Source organism: Acinetobacter sp. CIP 64.2 (assembly GCF_000369645.1).
Taxonomy (GTDB): Bacteria; Pseudomonadota; Gammaproteobacteria; order Pseudomonadales; family Moraxellaceae; genus Acinetobacter.
The window spans coordinates 46,013-59,270 of the sequence record NZ_KB850122.1; the positions used below are offsets into that span (position 1 = coordinate 46,013).

The 13,258-nt window shown below is 40.3% G+C and carries 16 protein-coding genes and 1 other RNA gene; 6 read left to right on the forward strand and 11 right to left on the reverse strand.

The genetic code is table 11. From position 1 onward, the window contains the following. Positions 1-29: 29 nt before the first annotated feature. From hscB to F895_RS10870, 6 genes are all read right to left on the reverse strand, one after another. A complete protein-coding gene (gene hscB, locus F895_RS10895) occupies positions 30-548 on the reverse strand; it encodes a Fe-S protein assembly co-chaperone HscB (RefSeq protein WP_005240844.1) in 519 nt (172 codons plus the stop codon). An 83-nt stretch (positions 549-631) separates the two neighbouring features. Next, positions 632-952, reverse strand: coding sequence for an iron-sulfur cluster assembly protein IscA (iscA, locus tag F895_RS10890; protein WP_005240846.1), 321 nt, complete (start codon positions 950-952; stop codon positions 632-634). 29 nt (positions 953-981) lie between these two features. Continuing rightward, positions 982-1,368, reverse strand: coding sequence for a Fe-S cluster assembly scaffold IscU (gene iscU / locus F895_RS10885; protein WP_004652980.1), 387 nt, complete (start codon positions 1,366-1,368; stop codon positions 982-984). A gap of 91 nt (positions 1,369-1,459) precedes the next feature. After that, positions 1,460-2,677, reverse strand: coding sequence for an IscS subfamily cysteine desulfurase (locus F895_RS10880; protein ID WP_005240848.1), 1,218 nt, complete (start codon positions 2,675-2,677; stop codon positions 1,460-1,462). Position 2,678: 1 nt separating this feature from the next. Next, complete coding sequence (locus F895_RS10875; protein ID WP_005240855.1) at positions 2,679-3,152, reverse strand: Rrf2 family transcriptional regulator; 474 nt, start codon at positions 3,150-3,152, stop codon at positions 2,679-2,681. A gap of 107 nt (positions 3,153-3,259) precedes the next feature. Further along, entirely contained in the window at positions 3,260-3,907 is a 648-nt protein-coding gene (locus tag F895_RS10870; protein ID WP_005240857.1) for a hypothetical protein, read from the reverse strand. 210 nt (positions 3,908-4,117) lie between these two features. On the opposite strand from F895_RS10870, the gene F895_RS10865 reads away from it, so the two are divergent. From F895_RS10865 to F895_RS10855, 3 genes are all read left to right on the forward strand, one after another. Beyond that, complete coding sequence (locus tag F895_RS10865; protein ID WP_005240858.1) at positions 4,118-4,573, forward strand: phasin family protein; 456 nt, start codon at positions 4,118-4,120, stop codon at positions 4,571-4,573. A gap of 168 nt (positions 4,574-4,741) precedes the next feature. Next, positions 4,742-5,014, forward strand: a complete 273-nt coding sequence (locus F895_RS10860; protein WP_004639426.1) for an HU family DNA-binding protein — start codon at positions 4,742-4,744, stop codon at positions 5,012-5,014. A gap of 139 nt (positions 5,015-5,153) precedes the next feature. Further along, the gene (locus F895_RS10855) at positions 5,154-7,025 is read left to right on the forward strand and encodes a SurA N-terminal domain-containing protein (protein ID WP_005240859.1); all 1,872 of its coding nucleotides are present in this window, start codon (positions 5,154-5,156) and stop codon (positions 7,023-7,025) included. 63 nt (positions 7,026-7,088) lie between these two features. Here the strand turns inward: F895_RS10855 and F895_RS10850 are convergent, their stop codons facing one another. After that, positions 7,089-7,946 (reverse strand): YbgF trimerization domain-containing protein, encoded by an 858-nt coding sequence (locus F895_RS10850; protein WP_005240860.1) that lies wholly within the window; start codon positions 7,944-7,946, stop codon positions 7,089-7,091. Positions 7,947-8,269: 323 nt separating this feature from the next. Here F895_RS10850 and ffs point away from each other — a divergent pair. Then, positions 8,270-8,366: signal recognition particle sRNA small type (gene ffs / locus F895_RS19445), an RNA gene on the forward strand. Between the two features lie 10 nt (positions 8,367-8,376). Here the strand turns inward: ffs and F895_RS10845 are convergent. From F895_RS10845 to F895_RS10830, 4 genes are all read right to left on the reverse strand, one after another. After that, positions 8,377-8,865, reverse strand: a complete 489-nt coding sequence (locus tag F895_RS10845) for a regulatory protein RecX (protein WP_005240861.1) — start codon at positions 8,863-8,865, stop codon at positions 8,377-8,379. A 47-nt stretch (positions 8,866-8,912) separates the two neighbouring features. Continuing rightward, positions 8,913-9,959, reverse strand: a complete 1,047-nt coding sequence (gene recA, locus F895_RS10840; protein ID WP_005240862.1) for a recombinase RecA — start codon at positions 9,957-9,959, stop codon at positions 8,913-8,915. 170 nt (positions 9,960-10,129) lie between these two features. Then, positions 10,130-10,558, reverse strand: coding sequence for an RNA-binding S4 domain-containing protein (locus F895_RS10835; protein ID WP_004652990.1), 429 nt, complete (start codon positions 10,556-10,558; stop codon positions 10,130-10,132). Beyond that, positions 10,542-11,243 carry an HAD-IA family hydrolase gene (locus tag F895_RS10830; RefSeq protein WP_005240863.1) on the reverse strand — a complete coding sequence of 234 codons (702 nt, stop codon included), beginning with the start codon at positions 11,241-11,243 and terminating at the stop codon, positions 10,542-10,544. The genes F895_RS10835 and F895_RS10830 overlap by 17 nt, the downstream gene beginning before the upstream one ends. An 11-nt stretch (positions 11,244-11,254) precedes the next feature. On the opposite strand from F895_RS10830, the gene F895_RS10825 reads away from it, so the two are divergent. Together F895_RS10825 and F895_RS10820 are read left to right on the forward strand one after the other, a co-directional pair. Next, positions 11,255-12,112 carry a 3'(2'),5'-bisphosphate nucleotidase CysQ family protein gene (locus F895_RS10825; RefSeq protein ID WP_005240864.1) on the forward strand — a complete coding sequence of 286 codons (858 nt, stop codon included), beginning with the start codon at positions 11,255-11,257 and terminating at the stop codon, positions 12,110-12,112. A 51-nt stretch (positions 12,113-12,163) separates the two neighbouring features. Then, on the forward strand, positions 12,164-12,895 hold the full coding sequence (locus tag F895_RS10820) for a histidine phosphatase family protein (protein ID WP_005240865.1): 732 nt from the start codon (positions 12,164-12,166) through the stop codon (positions 12,893-12,895). Positions 12,896-13,258 lie beyond the last annotated feature (363 nt).

A 13,258-nucleotide genomic window follows, 5' to 3' on the forward strand; every position in this document is an offset into this window, starting at 1 on the left:
ATCCCTTGAAAATAATTGGTAACAGCGGATTAGAAATCATCATCGAGGTCGAAGCTATCTTCTTCGTCCAACATGCGATCTTCAGCTTTATCAATATCATTCATAACACGTTGGAAAAAACGTAACTTACGAACAGTATCACGTGCTTCAGCCCAGTCTTCGTCGGCAAAATCGAGTTTAAATTCACGAATTAGACCGTCAATCCATTGCTGAATTTCAAGCTTTAATGTGCGAAGTTGCTCTGTTGAGGTCGCTTCATCTAGTTGCTCGCGCATTTCGAGTGCAGATTGAAGAAACTCAAAATCGCTAATGGATTGATCCAGATGGTGATCTTGTTTTTTTAACGCAAGTAAATATGCTGCACGACTATCAACCTGTGAGAGTACTTTATACGCTTGGTTGATTTCACTTGACTTGATCAAGGCCTGATCTTTGTCAGCAGCTTTATCTGGATGATATTGCTGTTGCAAACTTAAAAACTGTTTTTTTAAAGCAGCTAAATCTATATCGAGTGCTTCGGGTAATTGGAACAACTCAAAATGATTCATGGGAGATGAATTCCGCTATTGATAAATACGTTAAAACAGTGCGGAACACACTGTTTTGACGAAAAGAAAGAGGGTGGTTGAGGTTAAACAGTAAATGATTCACCGCAACCACATTCACCTTTTTGATTTGGGTTATTAAACTCAAAGCCTTCGTTCAGACCGTTTTTCACGTAATCCATCTCTAAACCATTGAGATAAACTAGGCTTTTAGGATCAACAAAAACTTTAACACCGAGCTGTTCAAACACTTGATCATGTGCATCGATATCATCGACAAATTCAAGTACATAAGCCAACCCAGAACAACCCGAAGTTTTCACACCAATGCGAATGCCTTCACCCTTACCGCGGTTTTGCAGGTAATTGCTGATGTGAGTCGCAGCATTTTCAGTTAGATGGATCATGAAAACTCCAATGTTATTTCGGTCATCAATTAAGCTTTCGCTTTTTTACCACGATAATCTTCGATCGCAGCTTTAATTGCATCTTCAGCCAAGACAGAGCAGTGTACTTTTACTGGTGGAAGTGCAAGTTCAGTCGCAATATCAATATTCTTGATTGATTGAGCTTCATCAAGCGTCTTACCTTTTAACCATTCAGTTACCAGTGAGCTTGATGCAATTGCAGAACCACAGCCATAAGTTTTGAAGCGAGCTTCTTCAATTACGCCATTGTCATCGACTTGAATTTGCAAACGCATTACGTCGCCACACGCTGGTGCACCGACCATACCTGTACCTACGTTTTCTGCATTTTTGTCTAAAACACCTACATTACGAGGGTTTTCGTAATGATCAATTACTTTTTCGCTATAAGCCATATCGCTTCTCCAAACCTCGGGGTCAGCCTAATATTAATATGAGGGTTAAAAACACGTTTTCAATGAACTGCTCAATTGAGCGTGCAATGAATTAGTGTTCTGCCCATTCAACTGTTGAAAGGTCGATACCTTCTTTGTACATATCCCAAAGCGGAGAAAGTTCACGTAATTTCTCAACCGCAGCTTTGGTAATTGTTAACACATGGTCAATATCAGCTTCAGTGGTGTATTTACCAAAACTGAAACGAATTGAACTATGTGCCAACTCATCAGATAAACCTAAAGCACGTAAAACGTATGAAGGTTCTAAAGTTGCAGATGTACATGCTGAACCACTTGAAACAGCAACATCTTTCAGTGCCATCATCAGTGATTCACCTTCAACAAAGTTGAAGCTGACATTTAGATAGTTTGCAACGTTTTGTGTTGGGTGGCCGTTCAAGAATACTTGTTCAAGATCTTGTAAACCATTCCAAAGTTTGTCGCGTAATTTACGGATGCGCTCTTGTTCTGCTTGCATGGTTTTGCCCGCAATTTCAAACGCTTCACCCATACCAACAATTTGATGTGTCGCTAAAGTACCAGAACGCATACCACGCTCATGACCACCACCATGCATTTGTGCTTTTAAGCGAACACGTGGGCTACGACGAACGAAAAGTGCACCAATGCCTTTAGGGCCATAAACTTTATGACCAGAGAAACTCATCAAATCAACTTTCATTGTTGAAAGATCAATCTCTACCTTACCAACAGCTTGAGCTGCATCGACGTGGAAGAATGTTTTGTTGGCACGAGTTAATTCACCAATCGCAGCAACGTCTGTTACGGTACCGATTTCATTGTTTACCATCATGAGGGAAACAAGAATTGTATCTGGACGTAGGGCTGCCTGAACCATTTCTGGGGTAATTAAACCGGTACGTGGTTCTGGTTCTAAATAGGTAATTTCAAAACCTTGTTCTTCCAGCTCACGGCAAGGATCTAGCACAGCTTTGTGTTCGATTTTACTTGTAATGATGTGTTTGCCTTTTGAACCGTAGAATTGAGCAATCCCTTTTAATGCAAGGTTGTCTGACTCAGTCGCACCTGAAGTCCACACGATTTCACGCGGGTCTGCTTTGATAAGATTTGCAACCTGCTCGCGCGCATATTCAGCTTTTTCTTCGGCTTGCCAACCATATGCATGTGAACGTGACGCTGGGTTACCAAAAGTTCCCTCGAACGTTAAACATTCCATCATACGTTCTGCAACTTCAGGCAGTACAGGAGTGGTTGCTGCGTAATCAAGATAAATTGGACGTTTCATGTCAAATACCTGTAACCGATAGAAGGGCTGAATCTAAACTTGAAGAATTTTGGCGTAAAGCAACAGTTTGGACGTTGTCACGCGCAATTAAATCAGCAAGCGTGATTTTTGCGAGATAATCGGCAATATGGTGGGAGAGTTCTTGCCATAAGTCGTGCGTTAAACACATCGCACCGTTCTGGCAGTTGCCTTTGTGGTCACAACGTGTTGCATCAACGGTTTCATTTACAGCTTCAATAATTTCTAGCACAGTAATTTCACTTGCATTACGTGCAAGGTGATAGCCACCATTTGCACCACGAACGCTTGAAACTAACCCATGACGTTTGAGTTTCGCAAATAACTGTTCTAAATAAGCGACTGAGATGGATTGGCGTGCTGCTATTTCCGCAAGCGTGATCGTTTGTTCAGTTGGCTGCAAAGCTAAATCAAGTAGAGCAGTCACTGCGTAACGACCGCGAGTTGTAAGACGCATGATTCGGTACACATGGTTAGACTAGATGCTTAAATTTTATGAATTCCGACTAAAATAGTCAAGTTTTAAATTGCCATAATCAGCGTGAAAAGTGAAATATGTTGGAATTATTGTATCCACGTATTATAAACAAAAAAGGCAATGAAAATAAAGCTCAATACAGCAAAGCTAATGTTGATCAAGCGTTGACGTTTTTGCAGGCGATGAATGCGGTTCTGATATTGCTTAACTTCTACTAGCAATGTATTGATTTCAGAACGTTGTTGATCGATTTTTTCCAATAGTGGAGCAATACGCTGTTGGGTTGCAATGACTTCTGCTTCATCATTAAACAGGTTAAACCATTGTTTCCAGTTTGCTAAAATACTAGAGAGGGTTAGATGAGGAACTAAATCTAGAAACTCTTCTACAAGGGCTGCATCACCTAAAATGCGCATATTTGTAATGCTACGCTGATTGTTTAACACAAATATCTTAATCAAATCGATCAATGTGCTATTAATTTCTAGATCGATATTTCGATCCAGCGCTTTCATATCAAATAAAAGACCTTTTTCGGTAAATTGGATATAAAAGTCAAAGAAAGGAATATAACTATTGATTCGAATAGTCATTTTTTTGTCGATCAACTTTTTTGCTTGTAGGCGTAGGCCAGCATCATGCGTCAAGATGAAGGAGAAAAAAGTTTCTAAAACAATGATGACAATGTTTAGCAACAAATGGGGATGTTTATGTCTTTGTTGCGTATCACTCATAGATCTCTTTTTCCTTACCAATAACGTTGCGAAACAATAAAATCTGTAAACCTGAGCATCCGTACTCAAATTATTAAAAATAATTTACATGACTTTATTGCTTTGTAGAACAGTTTTTTAAAACGATCAAGTCTTAACTTTGATATTATAAAAACATTTTTATGGTTAAATACGACATACTGTTTGTAAAGTGCTTAGGAGTAATGGTCAATGGATAACTCAAATATAGAAAATCCTAATGAAGAAGCTGAAGTAAAAACTAAGCCAAAATCAAAGAGTTCTAAAAAATCTGCACTTGATTTCAAAAAATATACACAACAAATTTGGCTGGCTGGTTTGGGTGCTTTTTCACGTGCTGAAGAGGAAGGCAATAAATTGTTTGACTCACTGGTCAAGGTGGGTGAGGAGCTGGAGTCTAAAACAGTCGATTTTGCCGATAACACTGTCGGCAAGGTGACAGAAAAAGCCAAAGAGTCTGTAACAGACACCAAAGACAAGGTTGAAAAGATTTTAGATACGAGTGTCAACCACTCGTTGAATCGTATTGGCTTGGTCACGCCAAAGGATCTACAGCATATCGAACAGTTACTGGTGCAACTCCATATTAAGGTTGATGCGTTGATCGAAGAAAATGATCAATTGAAGGCTAAATTGAATAAAAAGTAAAAAAATGGCAGGTAACTCGTCCGTTTATGTCGTATTTCAGTATTTATTTTAATTAAAAGGTCCTTCTAGTATTGCGTTCTCCCCCAAAGCATTGCTATAAAGGCGTCATGGCCTTTTAAACTATAGCCTTGGATCTTAACAAACGATATTAAGAGGATATTTTTTATCATGAATAAATCAGAATTAATTGATGCGATTGCTGAAAAAGGGGGAGTGTCTAAATCGGATGCTGGTAAGGCACTCGATGCGACAATTGCGTCAATCACTGAAGCACTTAAGAAAGGTGACACTGTTACTTTAGTTGGTTTCGGTACTTTCAGCGTGAAAGAACGTGCTGCTCGTACAGGTCGTAACCCTAAAACTGGTGAAGAGCTGCAAATCAAAGCAAGTAAAGTACCTAGCTTCAAAGCTGGTAAGGGTTTAAAAGATTCGGTTGCGTAATCTTTTTAAATCAATAAACGCACCATTTAGGGTGCGTTTTTTATTTATTGAATGAAAAAGTTAATTTGATTCTTATTCTGCATTCATTCGCCTTTGTTTTTCAGTTAAAATTGCCCCGAAATAAAATATTGGAATTCTTATGGAATCGTTTCGTACTCTCATTAAGGGTTGGCTTGGCAAAGTCCTGTTAGTTTTGTTTTTGACCCCTTTAGCACTTGTAGGTATTGAAGGATATTTTAGTGGCAGCAATAAAGCAGATGTTGCGAAATCGGTAAACGGTCAAGATATTTCTAATAAAGAATTAGAAAGTGCCACCAAAAACTATAAAGACCAATATCTCTCTTTGGTGAAAGGTGATGAGTCGCTTTTAAATTTACCTGTTATTCAGGAGAAAGCTTTAGATGCATTAGTTGCGCGTAGCTTATTACAGCAACAAGCTGAAAAGTTGGGTATGACTTTAAGTGATGTGCAACTTGAACAAATGCTGGCGCAGCAACCGAGCTTTCAAGAAAATGGTCAATTCTCTAAGACCTTATATGAAAATTATTTGCGTTCAGTGGGAATGACCAATCAAGCTTTAATTGCAAGCTTGCGTCAGGATCATGCATTGAAAATGATTTCAACGTCTTTAATGGATTATGCATTGGTTAGTAAGTCAGATGTGCAGCAATTGGCAAATCTACAAACTGAACAACGGACCTTGCATTTGGCGAGTATCAAGCTAGATAATTATAAAAAGGGTGTAACTGTATCAAATCAGGAAATTACCGACTACTACAACAAGCATAAAAATGAGTTTAAGCAAGTTGCGAGTGTTGATGTTGATTATGTGGTATTGACGCCAGCATTGCTTCCTAAAACAAATCTTGCAGTAACAGAAGCAGATTTACAGCAGGCTTATGCGGCATTTGTTGATGAACAGAAAAAAGCAGTTAAACGTCAAGTTAAGCATATTTTAATTACTACTGATGCACGTGATGCTGCGGCTGCTCAAAAGCTTGCCAATGAGGTGTATGCAAAAATTCAGGCAGGTGAATCATTTGCACAGGCTGCTGCTCAGTTCTCTGAAGATCCGAGCTCTAAAGCGAATGGTGGTTTGGTTGAGTCATATGCACCAGGTGTCTTCTCGGCTGATTTTGACAACGCAGTGAATGCATTAAAAAATGGTGAGATTTCAAAACCAGTAAAAACCCAATATGGTTATCACATTATTGAAGCTGAATCACCAATGGTGAAATTACCATCGTTTGAAGCTGAGAAAGCTCGTTTGACGGCTGAGGTTGAAAAGTCGAAAGCAGCGAATTTATTCAGTGATACGGTTAACAATCTCAATGAAATGGTTGTTGGAGGTGATTCATTAGATGTGGTTGCACAAGAAGTGAAAGGTGCACGTATTGAATCTGCAAATGCTGTGACCCTTACAACAAATAATCCATATTTAGGTGATTTAAGCGTTAAAGCAAAATTGTTTAATGATGATGTGAAAAACGGTGACCGTAATGCATCTTCAAATATTCAATTGGCGAATGGTGATACGATCTGGATTAAGGTTCGTAATTATCATGCAGCAGGAGTCAAGCCTCTAGATCAGGCAACTGCGGAAGTGAAGGCTAAAGTCATTGAAGCAAAGGCGTATAAAGCTGCTCAAGCCAAAATTGCAACGATTCTTGCTGACTTTAAAACTCAACCTGCGGCACAAGTGGTTGCAAAATCACAAGTGACTTTTGAAAATGCGGGTACCTTTGCACGTTCACAAGGCTTAAAACGTGCGATTGAGCGTGCTGCATTTAGTATTCCAGCGCCAGCTAAAGAGGGTTTATGGTCTGCAACCACAGCGAAATTGCCAAATGAGTTGGTGATTGTTGCGGTTTCAAATGTGAATAATAGTGTTGCAAGTACTTTGCCTGCTGAACAGTTGCAAGAGCTGAATAAGCTTTATCAACAGTTCCGTGGCCAGCAAGTCTTAGAAGACTATACTGAATACTTAAAATCACAGGCAAAGATCAAATAAGTTTGTTCTAAGCAATAAAAAAGCCAGTTCTGATCGACTGGCTTTTTTATTGCAAAAAGAAAACTACTTTTTCTGAATGAATTTCGCTTCTTCTGATTGCGGATATTGGCTTAAGAGTTTACTTCTGTATTGATTGGCTAAGGCGGTATTCTTATCCACTTCTTTGGCAATACTATAGAGTTGATAGACCGCACGAGATGCTTTTGCTGAGTTTGGATAGCGAGTCGCAACAATATTATAGTTTTGCTTTGCAGCTTTATAATCTACAGGCTCAACCGCTAAATAAAACTCAGCTAGCCAAAAGTAGGCATTACCAACATAAATTCCATTGGGATGGTTTTTGATGAAGTTCTGCATTGGCTGGATGGCTTTTTTTGCACCGCCTTGTTTATAAGCGTCGAGTGCAACGGTATAGGCTGCTTTTTCGAGCTCGATTTGATTGGTGGTATTGTTTGTTGTCGCTGTATTGGCAGGTGGTTGATCTGCAGCAGGTTCTGCTTTCGATGGAGCGGCCTGTTGCTGTTGCGCTGGAGCTGTTGGTGCAATCACGGGTGTTGCTGTCTCAGCATTGGCGGTTGCTGCAGGAGCAGTTCCATCTTGGGCTTCTGGATGATCTTCTGGTGGATCAATTTTTTGCGAAAGCAGTTCTAAGCGTTGATCTAGATCAGTGTAGCGATTGCTCAGTTCTTTTTTTAATTGCTCAATGGTATTGTCATGTTCTTCAAGCTGACCACGGAGCTTGCGAATTTCTTCTTCAAGCTTCTGGTTCTTTTGCATGATTTCCCAGTTTAGGCTAGGAGTACCAGCAACAACATTATTGGCTTGTTGTTGACTCAAAGAGCGGGATTCAATTGGAACATTGGCATATAAATGCGCACTACTGAGCAGGGCAATAAAAAGTACGGAATGCTTTTTTAGCATAAAAATTCATCCATAAGTTGAAAAATAAAGCTGTGGTCGAAAAGTCTTCACTTTTTACTTGCAACACACTAGATATAGATTTTTGATTAAGCCATTAAAACAGCAACTCATTTAAATGCAATAAGCATTTACAATCTTCAAGCACTTTTGCAGGGAATTGCGAGGTTGTTGTTTAATGTTTGTTCGTATTGAAAGTGAATAGATAACAAATATATAGCAGTTGACGAGGAATTAGGCAGTTGAATGCAAAACTTGCGGAAAAACAGCGAGAAGTCTTGCAACTCAGGTAAAAATCTCTATACTTTGTCAGGCAATGGTAGCCCTGCTGGTAGCTTCGCAATTGTACTCTACGAACCCCGCCAGGACCGGAAGGTAGCAACGGTAGTAGAACTATGATGTGCCGAAGTCATGCTGGTAGGGCTGCCACCATTTATTCTTCTCCGCTCGTTCGAGCAACCGCTTTCATAATAACTCCCATATCAAAGCCACGGTATTGTAAGAACCGAATTTGTCTTGCCTTGATTTTTGGATCAGTTGCCACTTCCTCTCCAAATTTTTTAACTTTAAGCTGATAGGCTTGATCAAGCCAATCGACCTCTTCAAGTTCTTCAGTAATTAGGTCGGTATCTAACTGCTTCGCTTTCAGTGCTTGTTTAATGCGTTGCAAACCTTTGCCTTTTCTGAGTTGGCTCGCTAGGGTGAGTTCGGCCACGCGTTGATCGCTTTGATAATTGTGTTGCGCTAACTCTTCGACCAGTTTTGCGACTTCCTCTGGGTTGATCGCATATTGATTCAGCTTGGAAATTAATTCAGCTTGGGAATAATCGCGGCGCGTGAGTAGGGCAAAGGCATAGGAGCGTAATCTCGAGCCAGTGAGTGTTTTAGGCTTTTCAGTTTTTTCATTGTTAAAGTTAAACAAAATTTATTTCCTTCATTAAAGAAAAACGCCCCGAAGGGCGTTTCAGTTTAGCTCTCTAAGAAATCTGGTTCTTCTTCTTCAATTTCTGTATTTTCAGTTGGTTTGTTTTTGGTGAGTAGTTGTTCGCGAATCAGCTTTTCAATTTCTTGAGCCATTGCTGGATTTTCTTCAAAATGACGAATCACATTGTTCTTACCTTGGCCAATTTTATTGCCTTGATAAGAATACCAAGCACCCGCTTTTTGTACGATATCTTGTTGAACTGCAAGATCAACCAGTTCACCGAGCTGATTAGTTCCTTTGCCGTACATAATTTGGAACACTGCTTCTTTGAAAGGAGGTGCCATTTTATTTTTTACAACTTTAACGCGTGTTTCGTTACCGGTAATCTCGTCACCTTCTTTGACTTGACCGATACGACGAATGTCTAAACGTACAGAGGCATAGAATTTAAGTGCGTTACCACCCGTTGTGGTTTCTGGGCTACCAAACATCACACCAATCTTCATACGGATCTGGTTAATGAAGATCACCATACAATTCGAGCGCTTTGCATTACCTGTAATTTTACGTAAAGCCTGACTCATTAAGCGCGCTTGTAAGCCCATATGTGAGTCACCCATTTCGCCTTCGATTTCAGCTTTTGGGGTCAATGCTGCCACAGAGTCGACAACGATTAAATCGATTGCACCAGAACGCACCAGCATATCTGCAATTTCAAGTGCCTGCTCACCGTGGTCTGGTTGTGAAACCAAAAGATTATCAATATCGACACCAAGCTTGCGTGCATATTCTGGATCTAATGCATGTTCCGCATCGATAAAGGCACAAGTACCGCCATTCTTTTGACATTGAGCAATCGCCTGTAATGTCATGGTCGTTTTACCTGATGATTCAGGACCGTAGATTTCAATGATACGGCCTTTTGGTAATCCGCCAATCCCTAATGCAATATCAAGTGTTAAAGAACCTGTAGAAACCGCTTCAACGGCTTGTACTGTGTTATCACCTAAGCGCATCACTGTATTTTTACCAAATTGTTTTTCAATCTGGCTTAACGCAGCTTGTAACGCCTTACTTTTATTATCATCCATCTCAAAACCTCAAAACTTTATTTCTTAACGACTAACCCAAGTGGATGTATTGAATCTCAACTTGTTGGGACTTGAGTATAGTGGCAGATTCTCGTTGTTTATTCTACATCTGATCTGTGTCTATGCGACACAAAATGACGCATCCAAAATTGAAAAATATCCATCAAAATCTACTCATCATGATAAGACCATGATTGGACATTTTCCTGTTTAAAACGATTGATATCACGACGATCTTTTTTACTTGGTCGGTGATCTGGTCGGGCTAGATTATGCAATTTTCGCTGAGATGCATGCAACTCTCTGCGCGCAATACTTTCTGTTGTTTCTTCATAAAGTAACTGGGCTGCCGGAGCGCCACCCCGGACGGCGGAAAGTGCCTTGACCACTACAGTTTTTTTCTCGAAACCTTGTTGAATGGTCAGTTCCATTCCAATACGGACATCTCTGGAAACTTTCACCCGATCATTGTTGTGGTGAACTTTACCACCTTCAATGGCGGCCTTGGCAATCGAGCGTGTTTTAAAAAAACGTGCTGCCCAAAGCCATTTATCAATGCGCATGGCATCCATGCTGTCTGGTTCATGCTGTTTTGGCATCTGTTACCTGTAAATTGGTTTCAAGATAATCAACGAGTTCGGTTAATTGATCAAGTGCGGGATAGGGTAGCTCTGTTGCCATTCTGGCGGATTTTCCGCTAGATGGCTGTAAAATGCTAAAGAGTTGAGTGATCCCAAAATCTTCAGCACTTTTGAGCACAGCAACAGTATCGTCTATAAAGACCGCTTGTGCAGGATCGAATGGATGAAGTTGTTGTAACTTTTGCCAAAATGCGATTTCTTCTTTGGCGTGCCCAAGTTCTTCGCTACTGATCATAAGTTCAAAGTAGGGGCTTAGTTCGACATTTTCAAGTTTAAGTTGCAAACCTGCCTGATCCGCATTGGTCAATAACCAGCACCGATAACCTTGTGCCCTAAGTTTTTCTAGGAGTTGGTGACAACCTGAACGGGCGCGAATTTTTTCACGATGCTCGTATTGTAGTTGCAACACATCAACACCTACTTTAGCTGTCCAGTACGCCGAAGAGTACCAAGATAGTGTATGCTTATGTTGTTGGTAAAATTGAAATAAGGTCTGCTGGCTTTGTGCAAGTGTGCATTGATGCACTTGAGCATGTCGTTCAGGCAAACAATGATTCCAAATCAAATCATCAAAGGCTAAATCGAGTAATGTGCCGTCCATGTCAAACATGGCAATCGGCTGCTGTAAATCTGAATATGACATAAGGTTGGTCTATGTTTATAAAAACGCTTGCCCCACAAGATCAGTTAATTACACAACTTGTTCCAATTATGGCGCAGGCTAGTCAAATATTGTTGGAAGAATACCAAAGTTATTGTGCGGGTTGCGAATTTAATATTCAGGAAAAAAGTGATGATTCTCCAGTTACGCAAGCCGATTTAAAAGTAAATCACTTTTTATTGAAGCATTTAGCAACAGTGACACCACAATTACCCGTGTTGTCAGAAGAAAGTGATTATTCTGCACGTGCGGCATGGCAGCGCTGCTGGATGCTAGATCCACTGGATGGAACTAAAGAGTTTATCCATGAGCGCGATGAATTCACCATTAATCTTAGTTTGATTGAAGAACATCAAACCACTTTTGCGATTATTGCAGTGCCGTGCGAACAGGTGATGTATATCGGTTACACCTCGCAACGACCTTATAAATATAGCTTTAGCCGACAAGAATGGGCGCAATATCAGTTAGCAGAACATGACTTGGCAGCACCACTGCAAATTGGTTTGAGTCACAACAGCAAAAATCCTAAATATAAAAATTTTATTGAGCCGATTTTGCAAAATCGTGAAGTGGAGCGTCGTGAAGCCGGCAGTGCTTACAAGTTTTGTATGATGCTGGAAGGTGAAATTGATATTTATCCTCGTTTTCACCCAACCTCTGAATGGGATACCAGCTCAGGACAGGCTTTACTGGAAAGTATTGGGGGTGGTTTGATGACGTTGGACGAAAAACCTTTTATGTATAACCAGCGTGAAACAGTCTTGAATGGTGGCTTTATCGCTTATCGAGATCAACATTGCAAAAAAATTGCTTATGAGGCTTTGGCGCTTTCTGGCATTTTAGATTGAGAGTCATCCTGCTCATGCTATAGTGGAGTAAATCCGAACTTGTGTGTGAATATGGCCCTGCATTTATTGCCTAAAAGCATGTTTGAAGCAATTGATTTATTACCCGATGCTTCAACACCTGTGACGTTATTTACTCGTCATTCCCTACGTGAGTTGGTGAATGGACAGGGCTTGGCGGGTTATGATCTACAGTTGACTGAACAGGGGCGAGAGTTGGCCTATGCTTGGGGTGAATATTTAAGCCAGCATAGTGATCGTGCAATCCAGCATTGTATTTCAAGCCCAATTCAGCGTTGTGTGGATACTGCAGCCTTGATGATTGAAGGGGCTGATCAGACCCGTAAAGCCGTGAATACCCATCGTATTGAAATTGTGGAACAGCGTTTATTGGTTGAGCCTGGTAGTTTTGTGTTGGATATACAGCAAGCAGCCCCGTACTTTCGCAAGCAGGGAGCTTTGGGGTTTATTAATAGTTTTGTGAATAATGCATTACCAGGAATGAAGCATCCGATTACAGGTGTGTTTGATGTACTTGAATTGCTTTACCATACGCATCCCACACAAAAGAATGGTCTGAGTTTAGCGGTTAGTCATGACACGATTATTGCAGCAATCCTTGCTGTGATTTCAGGTAAAAATCAAATTGAACAAACAGATTGGCCCGCCATGATGGAAGGATTGTTTGTCTGGTTTGAGGGCGAGGATTTTGTTGAAAGCCAGTTGAAATGGATCTGGCGTGGCGAACTTAATAAATTAGATGTTAAACAGTTTTTGCATCAATAGGATTAATAAACGACGGGCAACTTTATAAGAGTAAAAGGCACTGAATCGCTGTTAATTTGAATCCAAATGCTATATTTGGATTTATCTATAGCTGATTGCAAAATAACCTGATTATCGGCCTTTTACTAATTTCTGTCCTTCGATACTGCTAAGATGGGCTTACAACGTGGTTGAGATTGAGCCATGTATATCACTAGAAATAATCGATTTATCTCAGCTGAATGTGGTCGCTGAATCTGCAATAAGTACATCATCCCTCGCACTTGAATGAATTGATCTAATCGCTTTTGCCTGATTGGCTTGAATACTATTTTGCACTGAAGAGCCATGTTCCAATTAAACATCCGCCTTTTTGAATATCAA

Coding starts and splice junctions, on each gene's coding strand:
- F895_RS10875 (WP_005240855.1), bottom strand. CDS start 3,152: ATGCGTCTTACAACTCGCGGTCGTTACGCAGTGACTGCTCTACTTGAT.
- iscU (WP_004652980.1), bottom strand. CDS start 1,368: ATGGCTTATAGCGAAAAAGTAATTGATCATTACGAAAACCCTCGTAAT.
- F895_RS10860 (WP_004639426.1), top strand. CDS start 4,742: ATGAATAAATCAGAATTAATTGATGCGATTGCTGAAAAAGGGGGAGTG.
- iscA (WP_005240846.1), bottom strand. CDS start 952: ATGATCCATCTAACTGAAAATGCTGCGACTCACATCAGCAATTACCTG.
- F895_RS10865 (WP_005240858.1), top strand. CDS start 4,118: ATGGATAACTCAAATATAGAAAATCCTAATGAAGAAGCTGAAGTAAAA.
- F895_RS10870 (WP_005240857.1), bottom strand. CDS start 3,907: ATGAGTGATACGCAACAAAGACATAAACATCCCCATTTGTTGCTAAAC.
- recA (WP_005240862.1), bottom strand. CDS start 9,959: ATGGATGATAATAAAAGTAAGGCGTTACAAGCTGCGTTAAGCCAGATT.
- F895_RS10855 (WP_005240859.1), top strand. CDS start 5,154: ATGGAATCGTTTCGTACTCTCATTAAGGGTTGGCTTGGCAAAGTCCTG.
- F895_RS10825 (WP_005240864.1), top strand. CDS start 11,255: ATGTTTATAAAAACGCTTGCCCCACAAGATCAGTTAATTACACAACTT.
- F895_RS10830 (WP_005240863.1), bottom strand. CDS start 11,243: ATGTCATATTCAGATTTACAGCAGCCGATTGCCATGTTTGACATGGAC.
- F895_RS10835 (WP_004652990.1), bottom strand. CDS start 10,558: ATGCCAAAACAGCATGAACCAGACAGCATGGATGCCATGCGCATTGAT.
- F895_RS10820 (WP_005240865.1), top strand. CDS start 12,164: ATGGCCCTGCATTTATTGCCTAAAAGCATGTTTGAAGCAATTGATTTA.
- hscB (WP_005240844.1), bottom strand. CDS start 548: ATGAATCATTTTGAGTTGTTCCAATTACCCGAAGCACTCGATATAGAT.
- F895_RS10880 (WP_005240848.1), bottom strand. CDS start 2,677: ATGAAACGTCCAATTTATCTTGATTACGCAGCAACCACTCCTGTACTG.
- F895_RS10850 (WP_005240860.1), bottom strand. CDS start 7,946: ATGCTAAAAAAGCATTCCGTACTTTTTATTGCCCTGCTCAGTAGTGCG.